Annotated in this window: 15 protein-coding genes; 12 read left to right on the top strand and 3 right to left on the bottom strand. The window is 53.3% G+C overall.

The features are described 5' to 3' along the window. Window positions 1-473: 473 nt before the first annotated feature. The gene (gene rsmC / locus A9180_RS20790; RefSeq protein WP_064530401.1) at window positions 474-1,505 is read right to left on the bottom strand and encodes a 16S rRNA (guanine(1207)-N(2))-methyltransferase RsmC; all 1,032 of its coding nucleotides are present in this window, start codon (window positions 1,503-1,505) and stop codon (window positions 474-476) included. Window positions 1,506-1,607: 102 nt separating this feature from the next. Here rsmC and holD point away from each other — a divergent pair, with 102 nt between their 5' ends. The 8 genes from holD (at window position 1,608) to A9180_RS20750 (ending at window position 8,075) form a co-directional block, all read left to right on the top strand. Then, window positions 1,608-2,021: a DNA polymerase III subunit psi gene (gene holD, locus A9180_RS20785; protein WP_064530400.1), complete on the top strand. Its 414-nt coding sequence runs from the start codon at window positions 1,608-1,610 to the stop codon at window positions 2,019-2,021. Next, window positions 1,990-2,436 (top strand): ribosomal protein S18-alanine N-acetyltransferase, encoded by a 447-nt coding sequence (rimI, locus tag A9180_RS20780; RefSeq protein WP_064530399.1) that lies wholly within the window; start codon window positions 1,990-1,992, stop codon window positions 2,434-2,436. The genes holD and rimI overlap by 32 nt, the downstream gene beginning before the upstream one ends. A gap of 14 nt (window positions 2,437-2,450) precedes the next feature. Further along, entirely contained in the window at window positions 2,451-3,128 is a 678-nt protein-coding gene (gene yjjG / locus A9180_RS20775) for a pyrimidine 5'-nucleotidase (protein ID WP_064530398.1), read from the top strand. Between the two features lie 90 nt (window positions 3,129-3,218). Continuing rightward, entirely contained in the window at window positions 3,219-4,808 is a 1,590-nt protein-coding gene (gene prfC, locus A9180_RS20770; protein ID WP_064530397.1) for a peptide chain release factor 3, read from the top strand. Between the two features lie 402 nt (window positions 4,809-5,210). Continuing rightward, the gene (osmY, locus tag A9180_RS20765; protein WP_001295748.1) at window positions 5,211-5,816 is read left to right on the top strand and encodes a molecular chaperone OsmY; all 606 of its coding nucleotides are present in this window, start codon (window positions 5,211-5,213) and stop codon (window positions 5,814-5,816) included. A gap of 126 nt (window positions 5,817-5,942) precedes the next feature. Beyond that, window positions 5,943-6,104, top strand: a complete 162-nt coding sequence (locus A9180_RS20760; protein WP_000490275.1) for a DUF1328 domain-containing protein — start codon at window positions 5,943-5,945, stop codon at window positions 6,102-6,104. Window positions 6,105-6,225: 121 nt separating this feature from the next. Continuing rightward, on the top strand, window positions 6,226-7,299 hold the full coding sequence (locus tag A9180_RS20755) for a patatin family protein (RefSeq protein ID WP_064530396.1): 1,074 nt from the start codon (window positions 6,226-6,228) through the stop codon (window positions 7,297-7,299). Further along, window positions 7,296-8,075: a metal-dependent hydrolase gene (locus A9180_RS20750; RefSeq protein WP_064530395.1), complete on the top strand. Its 780-nt coding sequence runs from the start codon at window positions 7,296-7,298 to the stop codon at window positions 8,073-8,075. The genes A9180_RS20755 and A9180_RS20750 overlap by 4 nt, the downstream gene beginning before the upstream one ends. Window positions 8,076-8,476: 401 nt before the next feature. On the opposite strand, the gene A9180_RS20745 is transcribed toward A9180_RS20750, so the two are convergent. Further along, window positions 8,477-9,340: a YjjW family glycine radical enzyme activase gene (locus A9180_RS20745; protein WP_064530394.1), complete on the bottom strand. Its 864-nt coding sequence runs from the start codon at window positions 9,338-9,340 to the stop codon at window positions 8,477-8,479. Further along, complete coding sequence (locus A9180_RS20740; protein ID WP_064530393.1) at window positions 9,312-10,862, bottom strand: YjjI family glycine radical enzyme; 1,551 nt, start codon at window positions 10,860-10,862, stop codon at window positions 9,312-9,314. The genes A9180_RS20745 and A9180_RS20740 overlap by 29 nt, the downstream gene beginning before the upstream one ends. Window positions 10,863-11,119: 257 nt before the next feature. On the opposite strand from A9180_RS20740, the gene deoC reads away from it, so the two are divergent. The 4 genes from deoC (at window position 11,120) to deoD (ending at window position 15,398) form a co-directional block, all read left to right on the top strand. Continuing rightward, window positions 11,120-11,899, top strand: a complete 780-nt coding sequence (deoC, locus tag A9180_RS20730; protein ID WP_001298497.1) for a deoxyribose-phosphate aldolase — start codon at window positions 11,120-11,122, stop codon at window positions 11,897-11,899. A gap of 125 nt (window positions 11,900-12,024) precedes the next feature. After that, complete coding sequence (gene deoA / locus A9180_RS20725; RefSeq protein WP_064530391.1) at window positions 12,025-13,347, top strand: thymidine phosphorylase; 1,323 nt, start codon at window positions 12,025-12,027, stop codon at window positions 13,345-13,347. Window positions 13,348-13,398: 51 nt separating this feature from the next. Next, entirely contained in the window at window positions 13,399-14,622 is a 1,224-nt protein-coding gene (gene deoB, locus A9180_RS20720; RefSeq protein ID WP_000816471.1) for a phosphopentomutase, read from the top strand. 56 nt (window positions 14,623-14,678) lie between these two features. Then, the gene (gene deoD / locus A9180_RS20715; protein ID WP_000224878.1) at window positions 14,679-15,398 is read left to right on the top strand and encodes a purine-nucleoside phosphorylase; all 720 of its coding nucleotides are present in this window, start codon (window positions 14,679-14,681) and stop codon (window positions 15,396-15,398) included. Window positions 15,399-15,408: the final 10 nt, after the last annotated feature.

Raw genomic sequence — 15,408 nt, 5'->3', positions numbered from 1 at the left:
CCCACGTCCGTAAGGACACTAACACCTGAAGCTAGCGCGTCTACCAATTCCGCCACCTTCGCATACCATCAATTCTTAAAAAAGAATTGCTACCACGGAGGCGCATTCTAGTGGTTTTCAGCTTTTCGTCAATAGTTAATTATCGCCTGATGTGTAATTGCTGGAAAAATGGCCATCAGGAGGCGAACGTGCAGGTTTTGTCGGTCGGATAAGGCGTTCACGCCGCATCCGGTATGGCATGCGGGTGCAGATGCCAGATGCGACGCTGGCGCGTCTTATCTGGCCTACAAGGGCTAACGTACAGGTTTTGTCGGTCGGATAAGGCGTTCACGCCGCATCCGGTATGGCATGCGGGTGCAGATGCCAGATGCGACGCTGGCGCGTCTTATCTGGCCTACAAAGGGCTAACGTACAGGTTTTGCAGGTCGGATAAGGCGTTCACGCCGCATCCGACATGGCATGCGGCGAGATACTTAACCTTTCTTCGCCTGGCGGGTCATAATGGCGCGATACACCTTGAAGCGCCCGGTTTGCGCGATCACTTCGTGGAAGCCAAATGTCTCATCCAGCACGTTCGGATAAGGCAGGAAGGCGTTCGCCACAATCCGCAACTCACCGCCGCTGTTAAGATGACGCACTGCGCCACGGATCAGCGTTTGTGCGGCATCAAGGCTGGTTTGCATCCCATCGTGGAACGGCGGATTGGAGATGATCATATCAAAGCGACCTTTCACCTCGGAAAAGACGTTGCTGGCAAAGACTTCACCTTCAATGCCGTTGGCCGCAAGTGTCGCACGGCTGGCTTCTACCGCTGGCGCAGAGACATCGCACAACGTGAGACGAATTTTCGGTGAATGGCGCGCAAAGGCAACCGAAAGCACACCCGCGCCGCAGCCGACATCCAGCACTTTACCTTTCGTGTGCGGAGTTAACGTCGAAAGCAGCAACTGGCTGCCGACATCCAGACCGTCGCGGCTAAACACGCCCGGCAGTGTTTTGACCGTCAGGCCATCAACACTGTATTCGCCCCAGAATTTATCGGCATCAAACACCGGCTGCTTTTCCAGACGACCAAAATAGAGACCACAGCGACGGGCGCTGTCTACCTTATTTAACGGTGCATAGTCTGCCAGCATCTGCTCGGCGCTTCTCACGCCGCTGCGGTTCTCGCCAACGACAAAAACATCCGTCCCCACTGGCAGCAGAGAAAGTAAATTCATCAACTGGAACTGGGCTTCCGGTTTGTTCTTCGGCCAGTAGTAAATCAACGTATCACAATCTGCGACGTCATCCGCCGTTGCCACCAGGCTAAAACGGGCGTTATCTCCCATCTGGCGACTTAACACCTGCCAGTGGTGGAATTGCTGGGTATGAGCACGGCTGGCCGCGGTATCTAAACGCGCGGGCAGGTCATCCTGTAAGTCTCCGGCAAACAGAATACGGCTTTTTTCGAAATCATCACTGTGGCGCAGCAAGACTTCACTTGCCGGGGTAAATGCAGACATGGAATGCTCCTCAATTGATACTGGCGGCGATTATAGTCATTTGTTGGCGCGGTTTCGACGAATTTGCTATATTTGCGCCCCTGATAACAGGAGCGATTCGCTATGACATCCCGACGAGACTGGCAATTACAGCAACTGGGCATTACCCAGTGGTCGCTGCGTCGCCCTGGCGCGTTGCAGGGAGAGATTGCCATCGCGATCCCGGCACACGTCCGTCTGGTGATGGTGGCAAACGATCTTCCCGCCCTGACCGATCCACTGGTGAGCGACGTTCTGCGCGCATTGACCGTCAGCCCCGATCAGGTGCTGCAACTGACGCCTGATAGGATCGCGATGCTGCCGCAAGGCAGTCGCTGCAACAGCTGGCGGTTGGGTACTGACGAACCGCTGTCACTGGAAGGCGCTCAGGTGGCATCACCGGCGCTCACCGAATTACGGGCTAACCCAACGGCACGCGCCGCGTTATGGCAACAAATTTGCACATATGAACACGATTTCTTCCCTCGAAGCGACTGATTTACCTGCGGCTTTCCACATTGAACAACGCGCCCACGCCTTTCCGTGGAGTGAAAAAACGTTTGCCAGCAATCAGGGCGAGCGTTATCTCAACTTTCAGTTAACGCAAAACGGCAAAATGGCGGCGTTTGCAATTACGCAAGTGGTGCTGGATGAAGCTACATTGTTCAATATTGCGGTCGATCCTGACTATCAGCGTCAGGGACTGGGAAGGGCGCTGCTGGAACATCTGATCGATGAACTGGAAAAACGCGGTGTGGCGACGCTATGGCTGGAAGTCCGTGCTTCAAACGCTGCCGCCATTGCTTTGTACGAAAGTTTAGGCTTTAACGAGGCGACGATTCGCCGCAATTACTACCCCACCACGGACGGTCGCGAAGACGCCATCATCATGGCGTTGCCAATCAGTATGTAAGACAAGGTGGAATAATGAAGTGGGACTGGATTTTCTTTGATGCCGATGAAACGCTGTTTACCTTTGACTCATTCACCGGCCTGCAGCGGATGTTTCTTGACTACAGCGTCACCTTTACCGCTGAAGATTTTCAGGACTATCAGGCCGTTAACAAGCCACTGTGGGTGGATTATCAAAACGGCGCGATCACTTCATTACAGCTTCAGCACGGGCGTTTTGAAAGCTGGGCCGAACGGCTGAACGTCGAGCCAGGTAAACTCAACGATGCCTTCATTAATGCGATGGCGGAAATCTGTACGCCGCTGCCGGGTGCGGTTTCCCTGCTTAACGCCATTCGTGGCAACGCCAAAATCGGCATCATCACCAACGGCTTTAGCGCCTTGCAGCAGGTGCGTCTGGAACGCACAGGTTTACGTGATTATTTCGATTTGCTGGTGGTTTCCGAAGAAGTTGGCGTTGCCAAACCGAATAAGAAAATTTTCGATTATGCGCTGGAACAGGCGGGCAATCCTGACCGTTCACGCGTGCTGATGGTTGGTGACACCGCCGAGTCCGATATTCTCGGTGGCATCAACGCCGGGCTTGCGACTTGTTGGCTGAATGCGCACAATCGCGAGCAACCAGAAGGCATCGCACCTACCTGGACCGTCTCTTCGTTGCACGAACTGGAGCAACTCCTGTGTAAACACTGATTGCCTCCCCCCCATTGATGGGTAAAATAGCCGCAATTTTTCGTTTTCAACAAGCGCGGCGCGATGCCGCTTACTCAAGAAGAAAGAATTATGACGTTGTCTCCTTATTTGCAAGAGGTGGCGAAGCGCCGCACCTTTGCTATTATTTCTCACCCGGACGCCGGTAAAACCACCATCACCGAGAAGGTGCTGCTGTTCGGACAGGCTATCCAGACCGCCGGTACAGTAAAAGGCCGTGGCTCTAACCAACACGCCAAGTCGGACTGGATGGAGATGGAAAAGCAGCGTGGGATCTCCATTACCACGTCAGTGATGCAGTTTCCGTATCACGAGTGCCTGGTTAACCTGCTCGACACCCCGGGGCACGAAGACTTCTCGGAAGATACCTACCGTACCCTGACCGCGGTGGACTGCTGCCTGATGGTCATCGACGCCGCAAAAGGTGTAGAAGACCGTACCCGCAAGCTGATGGAAGTTACCCGTCTGCGCGATACGCCGATCCTCACCTTCATGAACAAACTTGACCGTGATATCCGCGACCCGATGGAACTGCTCGATGAAGTTGAAAACGAGCTGAAAATCGGTTGTGCGCCGATCACCTGGCCGATTGGCTGCGGCAAGCTGTTTAAAGGCGTTTACCATCTTTATAAAGATGAAACCTATCTCTATCAGAGCGGGCAAGGCCACACCATTCAGGAAGTACGCATTGTTAAAGGGCTGAATAACCCGGATCTCGACGCTGCTGTTGGTGAAGATCTGGCGCAGCAACTGCGTGACGAACTGGAACTGGTGAAAGGCGCGTCTAACGAGTTCGACAAAGAGCTGTTCCTTGCGGGCGAAATCACTCCGGTGTTCTTTGGTACTGCGCTGGGTAACTTCGGCGTCGATCATATGCTGGATGGCCTGGTGGAGTGGGCGCCTGCGCCGATGCCGCGTCAGACTGATACCCGTACCGTAGAAGCGAGCGAAGACAAATTTACCGGCTTCGTATTTAAAATTCAGGCCAACATGGACCCGAAACACCGTGACCGCGTGGCGTTTATGCGTGTGGTATCCGGTAAATATGAAAAAGGCATGAAGCTGCGCCAGGTGCGTACCGCGAAAGATGTGGTGATCTCCGACGCGCTGACCTTTATGGCGGGCGACCGTTCTCATGTGGAAGAAGCGTATCCGGGCGATATCCTCGGTCTGCACAACCACGGCACCATTCAGATTGGCGACACCTTTACCCAGGGCGAGATGATGAAGTTCACCGGTATTCCGAACTTCGCGCCGGAACTGTTCCGTCGTATCCGCCTGAAAGATCCGCTGAAGCAAAAACAGTTGCTCAAAGGGCTGGTACAGCTTTCCGAAGAGGGCGCGGTGCAGGTGTTCCGTCCGATTTCCAACAACGACCTGATCGTCGGCGCGGTTGGTGTGCTGCAGTTCGATGTGGTGGTATCGCGCCTGAAGAGCGAATACAACGTCGAAGCGGTGTATGAGTCGGTCAACGTCGCTACTGCCCGCTGGGTAGAATGTGCGGATGCGAAGAAATTCGAAGAGTTCAAGCGTAAGAACGAAAGCCAACTGGCGCTGGATGGCGGCGACAACCTCGCTTACATTGCCACTAGCATGGTTAACCTGCGCCTGGCGCAGGAACGTTATCCGGACGTTCAGTTCCACCAGACCCGCGAACATTAATTCTTGCCTCCAGGGCGCGGCAACCGCCGCGCCCTGTCAATTTCCCTTCCTTATTAGCCGCTTGCGGAATGTTCTTAAAACATTCGCTTTTGCTTATGTTTGCTTGTTTTTTAGGCGATGTGGCGAGCGGTTTCAAAATTGTGATCTATATTTAACAAAGTGATGACATTTATGACGGCTTTAAATACCGATCAATGCGTAGATATCAGTATTTAAAACCGTTACCTGTCATCCGATTGATATTAATAACTGATTCAGAGGCTGTAATGGTCGTTATTCATCACTCATCGCTTTTGTGATGACGGCCATTGACTTCTGTAGAGGGTGAAGACTCTCCCTATTCAGCAATGCAACCTCGTGTTGCCTGGCTCAAATTACGAGCAAACATACAGGAATAAATCGATGACTATGACAAGACTGAAGATTTCGAAAACTCTGCTGGCTGTAATGTTGACTTCTGCTGTAGCGACAGGTTCTGCCTACGCGGAAAACAACGCACAAACTACCAATGAAAGCGCAGGGCAAAAAGTCGATAGCTCTATGAATAAAGTCGGTAATTTCATGGATGACAGCGCTATCACCGCGAAAGTGAAGGCGGCCCTGGTGGATCATGACAATATCAAGAGCACCGATATTTCTGTCAAAACCGATCAAAAAGTCGTGACCCTGAGCGGTTTCGTTGAAAGCCAGGCCCAGGCCGAAGAGGCAGTGAAAGTGGCGAAAGGTGTTGAAGGCGTGACCTCCGTCAGCGACAAATTGCACGTTCGCGACGCTAAAGAAGGCTCTGTGAAGGGCTATGCGGGTGATACCGCCACCACCAGTGAAATCAAAGCCAAACTGCTGGCGGACGACATCGTCCCTTCCCGTCATGTGAAAGTTGAAACCACCGACGGCGTGGTTCAGCTCTCCGGAACCGTAGATTCTCAGGCACAGAGCGACCGTGCTGAAAGTATCGCCAAAGCGGTAGATGGTGTGAAAAGCGTTAAAAATGATCTGAAAACTAAGTAATTCGTCGTAATTCGTCCTCCCGAACTTTGTCGGGAGGCGCGATGTGCACCACACTAAAAATATCGCATTGAGTGATTTTCACGCTCATATCAAGCGGTGACATTAACTATGGTAAAGGAGACGCTTATGTTTCGTTGGGGCATCATATTTCTGGTTATCGCGTTAATCGCCGCCGCACTTGGGTTTGGTGGTCTGGCCGGTACAGCTGCGGGCGCAGCAAAAATTGTCTTTGTCGTCGGGATTATTCTGTTCCTGGTGAGTTTGTTTATGGGCCGAAAACGACCCTAGATTTCAAACCATTAAGAAAATTTTATACAAAGCCAGTCCAGCGGACTGGCTTTTGCGGTTTTAGCGAATAATAAATTGCGTTACTTTGTCAGTCTTTCACAACAAAAACAGGAAGGCAGAGGTGGGGCAGCGAATACCTGTAACGCTTGGTAATATTGCGCCGTTGTCGCTAAGGCCGTTCCAGCCTGGACGAACTGCTCTGGTGTGCGAAGGCGGCGGGCAGCGTGGAATTTTCACAGCGGGCGTGCTGGATGAGTTTATGCGCGCGCAGTTTAACCCGTTCGATCTTTATCTTGGCACATCTGCCGGGGCGCAGAACCTTTCGGCGTATATTTGTAATCAGCCCGGTTACGCGCGCAAAGTCATCATGCGCTATACCACAAAACGCGAATTTTTCGATCCATTGCGCTTTGTCCGTGGAGGAAATCTTATCGATCTCGACTGGCTGGTGGAGGCGACCGCAAGCCAGATGCCGTTGCAGATGGATACTGCCGCGCGGCTGTTTGATAGCGGCAAGTCGTTTTATATGTGTGCCTGTCGTGAGGACGACTATGCGCCGAATTACTTTTTACCGACCAAACAAAACTGGCTGGATGTGATTCGCGCCTCCAGTGCGATACCTGGCTTTTATCGTAGTGGAGTGTCGCTGGAAGGCATTAACTACCTGGATGGCGGGATCAGTGATGCGATTCCGGTTAAAGAGGCGGCAAGGCAGGGGGCGAAAACACTGGTGGTGATCCGCACCGTACCGTCGCAAATGTACTATACGCCGCAGTGGTTTAAACGTATGGAACGCTGGCTGGGTGACAGTAGCCTGCAACCGCTGGTCAATCTGGTACAGCATCATGAAACCAGCTATCGTGACATCCAGCAATTTATTGAGAAACCACCGGGCAAGCTGCGGATATTCGAAATTTATCCGCCGAAACCGTTGCATAGTATCGCGCTCGGCAGTCGGATTCCGGCGCTGCGCGAAGACTATAAACTTGGGCGTTTATGTGGGCGTTATTTCCTCGCCACGGTTGGTAAGCTATTAACTGAAAAAGCGCCGCTTACCCGCCATCTGGTGCCAGTGGTGACACCGGAGTCGATCGTCATTCCGCCTGCGCCAGTCGCCAACGATACGCTGGTTACCGAAGTGCTCGACGCGCCGCAGGCGAATGACCCGACATTTAACAATGAGGATCTGGCTTGATTTGCCGTTTTATCGACACCCACTGCCATTTTGATTTTCCGCCTTTTAGTGGTGATGAAGAGGCCAGCCTGCAACGCGCGGCACAAGCGGGCGTAGGCAAGATCATTGTTCCGGCAACCGAGGCGGCAAATTTTGCCCGCGTGTTGGCGCTGGCGGAAAATTATCAGCCACTGTATGCCGCGTTAGGGTTGCATCCGGGGATGATGGGAATACACACCGATGCATCGCTGGATCAGTTACAGCAGGCGCTGGAAAGGCGTTCGCCGAAAGTGGTGGCGGTGGGGGAGATCGGTCTTGATCTCTTTGGCGAAGATCCACAGTTTGAGAGGCAGCAGTGGTTGCTCGACGAACAACTGAAGCTGGCGAAACGCTACGATCTGCCGGTGATCCTCCATTCACGGCGCACGCATGACAAGCTGGCGATGCATCTTAAGCGCCACGATTTGCCGCGCACTGGCGTTGTCCACGGTTTTTCTGGTAGCCAGCAACAGGCCGAACGGTTTGTGCAACTGGGCTACAAAATTGGCGTAGGCGGCACCATCACTTATCCGCGCGCCAGTAAAACCCGCGATGTGATAGCGAAGTTGCCGCTGGGGTCGTTGCTGCTGGAAACCGACGCGCCGGATATGCCGCTAAATGGTTTTCAGGGGCAACCTAATCGCCCGGAACAGGTCGCCCGTGTGTTTACCGTGCTTTGTGAGTTACGCCCGGAACCAGCGGATGAGATTGCCGACGTGTTGCTTAATAACACGTATGCAGTGTTTAGCGTGCTGTAGGCCGGATAAGGCGTTCACGCCGCATCCGGCAGTTGGCGCACAATGCCTGATGCGACGCTTGACGCGTCTTATCATGCCTACAGGTGTATGCCGATCCGTAGGCCGGATAAGGCGTTTACGCCGCATCCGGCAGTTGGCGCACAATGCCTGATGCGACGCTTGACGCGTCTTATCATGCCTACAGGTGTATGCCGATCCGTAGGCCGGATAAGGCGTTTACGCCGCATCCGGCAGTCGGTGCACAATGCCTGATGCGACGCTGACGCGTCTTATCATGCCTACAGGCCGGTGCCAAACAGCAGGCCGGATAAGGCGTTCATGCCGCATCCGGCAGTTGGCGCACAATGCCTGATGCGACGCTGACGCGTCTTATCATGCCTACAAGTGCCGCATCTGGCATGTCACAGATACAGCGCCGGGAATATTAACCGGCTCACCCCGCGCTCCCGTAGCGCGTTAGCCACCTGCTCAACATCTTCTGGTGTGGCACTCGCCCAGCTTTGCGCTTCGCCATACACGCCGTGGGCATGAAACGCGTTCAGGCGAACCGGAACATCACCAAGCTCCTTGATAAACGCTGCCAGCTCATCAATGTGTTGCAAATAATCCACCTGGCCGGGGATCACCAGCAAACGCAGTTCCGCCAGCTTGCCGCGCTCTGCAAGCAAACAGATGCTGCGCTTAATCTGTTGATTATCGCGTCCGGTTAATTGCTGATGACACGTGCTACCCCATGCTTTGAGATCGAGCATTGCGCCGTCGCACACCGGGAGTAATTTTTCCCAGCCGGTTTCGCTCAACATGCCGTTACTGTCCACCAGACAGGTGAGATGGCGCAGCTGCGGATCATGTTTGATGGCAGTAAACAGCGCCACCACAAACGGCAGCTGCGTCGTGGCTTCGCCACCGCTTACCGTTATCCCTTCAATAAACAGCACAGCTTTGCGGACATGACTAAGCACTTCGTCCACGCTCATGGATTGCGCCATCGGCGTGGCATGTTGCGGACACATCTTCAGGCAGGTATCACACTGCTCGCAGACAGCCGCGCTCCACGCCACTTTGCCGTCAACAACCTGCAACGCCTGATGCGGACACTGCGGAACGCATTCCCCGCAATCATTACAGCGCCCCATCGTCCACGGATTGTGGCAATTTTTGCAGCGCAGATTGCAGCCCTGTAAAAACAGAGCCAGACGACTGCCTGGCCCGTCAACGCAGGAGAAGGGGATAATCTTACTGACTAAAGCGCATCTGCTGTTCATGGCTTATAACGCGCGGTTGGCGTTCCAGAATACGAGTGTTGCGTGCAGCCTCTTCACCCAGCCACGTAGTGTTGGTACGTGAACCTTCGGCACGATATTTTTCTAAATCCGACAAACGCACCATATAACCGGTAACGCGAACCAGATCGTTACCGCTGACGTTGGCGGTAAATTCACGCATTCCGGCTTTAAAGGCACCGAGGCAAAGCTGTACCAGCGCCTGCGGATTGCGCTTGATGGTTTCGTCGAGCGTCAGGATGTCGCTGATTCCGGAGTAATAATAAGCATGATGCGGGGCGACAGTTTGCAGATGAGTGATTGGATCTGGCTCATCGCCATACGACAAGCGTGCGCCCGGCGTAGTGCCGATATCGGAACTGATCCCCGACTGTGCGTGTAACATCGCACGTTTTTGCCAGCCATATTTCACGGGCGTACTGGCGACAAACTCCGCCAGTTGTGCGCTGATGCGATAACCGACTTCATTCGCGGCGGCTTCTTTACCGTAGCGCGCGGCGATACCTTCTTTCTCGCACAGCAAGTTAACCGCTTCCGCCAGCCCGTACATGCCAAACATCGGCACAAAACGTTCAGGATCAATCAACCCTTCTTTCACCAGGAAGCTATTCTCAAAGAAGTGTGATTGTTGATAGAGGAATTCACACCGTGCATCGATGATGGCGATCTGCTGCTGGCAGTAGTGCGGTAGAGTGCGCGTAAAGAAGTCATCCAGCGACTCACTGCGCTCGGCAATGGCTTTCAGGTTAAGGCGTACCAACGTGCTACCACCGCCAGCCAGCGGCAGTGAGTTGTAACAGCTCACGATCCCGTAGCCCCCTTTTGTGAAAATTTTATCATGTACCGGGCCATTGGCGATGTGCGGTTTGCTACATTCACAAATGTTTTTTGCCACTTCCAGTAGCAGAGCATCAGGGGTAATTTCGGGATCGTAGATAAAGGTCAGGTTCGGCGAAACCTGCTTCAGCTCTGCATCTGCGCGTAATATCGCCCGAGTGACAGGGGAATCCGACGGGCCGATATTAGCATGCATAAAGGCGTCTGGCAGCGTTCTGTCGAGATAACGCCAGAAACGTTTTATTCGAATATCAATTTCGTCTTGTGTTAGAATTCTAACATACGGTTGCAACAACGCATCAAGTTGCCCCAGGTAGACCGGCATCGATGTTACCGAAGGGACATGATGATAAAGAATGGTTAGCAGAGAGAGTGCGTCATCAAGATCTTTGGCACCTTCCAACTCCAGCCATTCGGAACCGTTCGCCAGAAAACGGGCGTAATCGGGTAAGACATAGCGCGGTTTGTACGGCGCATGACCTTCAAACATATCGCAGATTACGCCTTCATCCAGCGCGCGGCGGGCTTCGGCAGACAGTTGTGGGTAAGGCAGATTGTTTTCTGCTTCCAGCGCCAGAAAATGGCGTTTCTGCTCCGGGGTAAGTACCGGACTGGTCACAATTTGCTGGCAACGTTGTTGCAGTGCGCTTTCATTAGACGTGGGCATCTTCTTTTCCTTTTATGCCGAAGGTGATGCGCCATTGTAAGAAGTTTCGTGATGTTCACTTTGATCCTGATGCGTTTGTCACCACCGGTGCATTCATTTGAAAGTGAATTATTTGAACCAGATCGCATTACCGTAATGCAAATTTGTAAGTAGATTTTCTTAATTGTGATGTATATCGAAGTGTGTTGCGGAGTCGATGTTAGAATACTAACAAACTCGCAAGGTGAATTTTATTGGCGACAAGCCAGGAGAATGAAATGACTGATCTGAAAGCAAGCAGCCTGCGTGCACTGAAATTGATGGACCTGACCACCCTGAATGACGACGACACTGACGAGAAAGTGATCGCCCTGTGTCATCAGGCAAAAACTCCGGTCGGCAATACCGCCGCTATCTGTATCTATCCTCGCTTTATCCCGATTGCTCGCAAAACGCTGAAAGAGCAGGGTACTCCGGAAATCCGTATTGCTACGGTAACCAACTTCCCTCACGGTAACGACGACATCGACATCGCGCTGGCCGAAACCCGTGCGGCAATCGCCTACGGTGCCGATGAAGTTGACGTAGTGTTCCCGTACCGTGCGCTGATGGCGGGTAACGAGCAGGTTGGTTTTGACCTGGTGAAAGCCTGTAAAGAGGCTTGCGCGGCAGCGAACGTTCTGCTGAAAGTGATCATCGAAACCGGCGAACTGAAAGATGAAGCGCTGATTCGCAAAGCGTCTGAAATCTCCATCAAAGCAGGGGCTGATTTCATCAAAACCTCTACCGGTAAAGTCGCGGTGAACGCGACGCCGGAAAGCGCGCGCATCATGATGGAAGTCATCCGTGATATGGGCGTAGAAAAAACCGTTGGTTTCAAACCAGCGGGCGGCGTACGTACTGCAGAAGATGCGCAGAAATATCTCGCGATTGCAGATGAACTGTTCGGTGCTGACTGGGCAGATGCGCGTCACTATCGCTTTGGTGCTTCCAGCCTGCTGGCAAGCCTGCTGAAAGCGCTGGGCCACGGCGACGGTAAGAGCGCCAGCAGCTACTAAATAAGATGCTTTGCGCCTGATGCGCTGCGCTTATCAGGCCTACGATACGTATCACCCGTAGGCCTGATAAGGCGTAGACGCATCCGGCAAAAGCCGCCTCATACTCTTTTCCACGGGAGGTTACCTTGTTTCTCGCACAAGAAATTATTCGTAAAAAACGCGATGGTCATGAGCTGAGTGATGAAGAAATTCGTTTCTTTATCAACGGCATTCGCGACAACACTATCTCAGAAGGGCAGATTGCCGCCCTCGCGATGACCATTTTCTTCCACGATATGACAATGCCGGAGCGTGTCTCGCTGACCATGGCGATGCGAGATTCAGGAACCGTTCTCGACTGGAAAAGCCTGCATCTGAATGGCCCGATTGTTGATAAACACTCCACCGGCGGCGTCGGCGATGTGACGTCGCTAATGTTAGGGCCGATGGTGGCTGCCTGCGGCGGTTATATTCCGATGATCTCCGGTCGCGGCCTCGGTCATACTGGCGGTACGCTCGACAAACTGGAATCCATCCCTGGCTTCGATATCTTCCCGGATGACAACCGTTTCCGCGAAATTATTAAAGATGTTGGCGTGGCGATTATCGGCCAGACCAGCTCACTGGCTCCGGCGGATAAACGTTTCTACGCGACCCGCGACATTACCGCGACAGTGGATTCCATCCCACTGATCACCGCCTCGATCCTGGCGAAAAAACTGGCGGAAGGTCTGGATGCGCTGGTGATGGACGTGAAAGTGGGTAGCGGCGCGTTTATGCCGACCTACGAACTCTCTGAAGCTCTTGCCGAAGCGATTGTTGGCGTGGCTAACGGCGCTGGCGTGCGCACCACTGCGCTGCTCACCGACATGAATCAGGTGCTGGCCTCCAGTGCCGGTAACGCGGTTGAAGTACGTGAAGCAGTGCAGTTCCTGACAGGTGAGTATCGTAACCCACGTCTGTTTGATGTCACGATGGCGCTGTGCGTGGAGATGCTTATCTCCGGTAAACTGGCGAAAGATGACGCCGAAGCGCGCGCGAAACTGCAGGCGGTGCTGGACAACGGCAAAGCGGCAGAAGTCTTTGGTCGTATGGTAGCGGCACAAAAAGGCCCGACCGACTTCGTTGAGAACTACGCGAAGTATCTGCCGACAGCTATGCTGACGAAAGCCGTCTATGCTGATACCGAAGGTTTTGTCAGTGAAATGGATACCCGTGCGTTGGGGATGGCAGTGGTGGCAATGGGCGGCGGTCGCCGTCAGGCATCTGACACCATCGATTACAGCGTCGGCTTCACTGATATGGCGCGTCTGGGCGACCAGGTTGACGGTCAGCGCCCGCTGGCGGTTATCCACGCGAAAGACGAAAACAGCTGGCAGGAAGCGGCGAAAGCGGTGAAAGCGGCAATTAAACTTGCCGATAAAGCGCCGGAAAGCACACCAACTGTCTATCGTCGTATCAGTGAATAACGGTATACTGATCTGATCATTTAAATTTGAAGCACTGAGTACGGAGAACATATGAAACGTGCATTTATTATGGTGCTGGACTCATTCGGCATCGGCGCTACAGAAGATGCAGAACGCTTTGGTGACGTCGGGGCTGACACCCTGGGTCATATCGCAGAAGCTTGCGCCAAAGGCGAAGCTGATAACGGTCGTAAAGGGCCGCTGAATCTGCCAAATCTGACCCGTCTTGGGCTGGCGAAAGCACATGAAGGTTCTACCGGTTTCATTCCAGCAGGAATGGACGGCAACGCTGAAGTTATCGGCGCGTACGCATGGGCGCACGAAATGTCATCCGGTAAAGATACCCCGTCTGGTCACTGGGAAATCGCCGGTGTACCGGTTCTGTTTGAGTGGGGATACTTCTCCGATCACGAAAACAGCTTCCCGCAAGAGCTGCTGGATAAACTGGTTGAACGCGCTAACCTGCCGGGTTACCTAGGTAACTGCCACTCTTCCGGTACGGTCATCCTGGATCAACTGGGCGAAGAGCACATGAAAACCGGCAAGCCGATTTTCTATACCTCCGCTGACTCCGTGTTCCAGATTGCCTGCCACGAAGAAACCTTTGGTCTGGATAAACTCTACGAACTGTGCGAAATCGCCCGTGAAGAGCTGACCAACGGCGGCTACAACATCGGTCGCGTTATCGCTCGTCCGTTTATCGGCGACAAAGCCGGTAACTTCCAGCGTACCGGCAATCGTCACGACCTGGCAGTTGAACCGCCAGCACCGACCGTGCTGCAAAAACTGGTTGATGAAAAACACGGCCAGGTGGTTTCTGTCGGTAAAATTGCAGACATCTACGCCAACTGCGGCATCACCAAAAAAGTGAAAGCGACTGGCCTGGACGCGCTGTTTGACGCCACCATTAAAGAGATGAAGGAAGCGGGTGATAACACCATCGTCTTCACCAACTTTGTTGACTTCGACTCCTCCTGGGGCCACCGTCGAGATGTTGCAGGTTATGCCGCGGGTCTGGAGCTTTTCGACCGCCGTCTGCCGGAACTGATGTCTCTGCTGCGCGATGACGATATCCTGATCCTCACCGCTGACCACGGTTGCGATCCAACCTGGACTGGTACTGACCACACGCGTGAACACATTCCGGTACTGGTGTATGGCCCGAAAGTGAAACCGGGTTCACTGGGTCACCGTGAAACCTTTGCGGATATCGGTCAGACGCTGGCAAAATATTTTGGTACTTCTGATATGGAATATGGCAAAGCCATGTTCTGATGGATTTGGGCGGAGCGTTGACTCCGCCTTTGTTATGTCACAAAAAGGATAAAACGATGGCTACCCCACACATTAATGCAGAAATGGGCGATTTCGCTGACGTAGTTTTGATGCCAGGCGACCCGCTGCGTGCGAAGTATATTGCTGAAACTTTCCTTGAAGATGCCCGTGAAGTGAACAACGTTCGCGGTATGCTGGGCTTCACCGGTACTTACAAAGGCCGCAAAATTTCTGTAATGGGCCACGGTATGGGTATCCCGTCCTGCTCCATTTACACCAAAGAACTGATCACCGATTTCGGCGTGAAGAAAATCATCCGCGTTGGTTCCTGTGGCGCTGTTCTGCCGCACGTAAAACTGCGTGACGTGGTGATTGGTATGGGTGCCTGCACCGATTCCAAAGTTAACCGTATCCGCTTCAAAGACCATGACTTCGCAGCTATCGCTGACTTCGACATGGTGCGTAACGCAGTAGACGCAGCTAAAGCGCTGGGCGTTGATGCGCGCGTTGGTAACCTGTTCTCCGCTGACCTGTTCTACTCTCCGGACGGCGAAATGTTCGACGTGATGGAAAAATACGGCATCCTCGGCGTGGAAATGGAAGCGGCTGGTATCTACGGTGTGGCAGCAGAATTTGGTGCGAAAGCACTGGCTATCTGCACCGTGTCTGACCACATCCGCACTCACGAGCAGACCACTGCCGAAGAGCGTCAGACCACCTTCAACGACATGATCAAAATCGCGCTGGAATCCGTTCTGCTGGGCGATAAAGAGTAATTGTGTTTCG

It is taken from the genome of Escherichia sp. B1147 (assembly GCF_001660175.1).
Lineage (GTDB): Bacteria > Pseudomonadota > Gammaproteobacteria > Enterobacterales > Enterobacteriaceae > Escherichia > Escherichia whittamii.
Note: the sequence above shows the minus strand (reverse complement) of the source record. Positions and strands in the feature narration are given on the sequence as shown.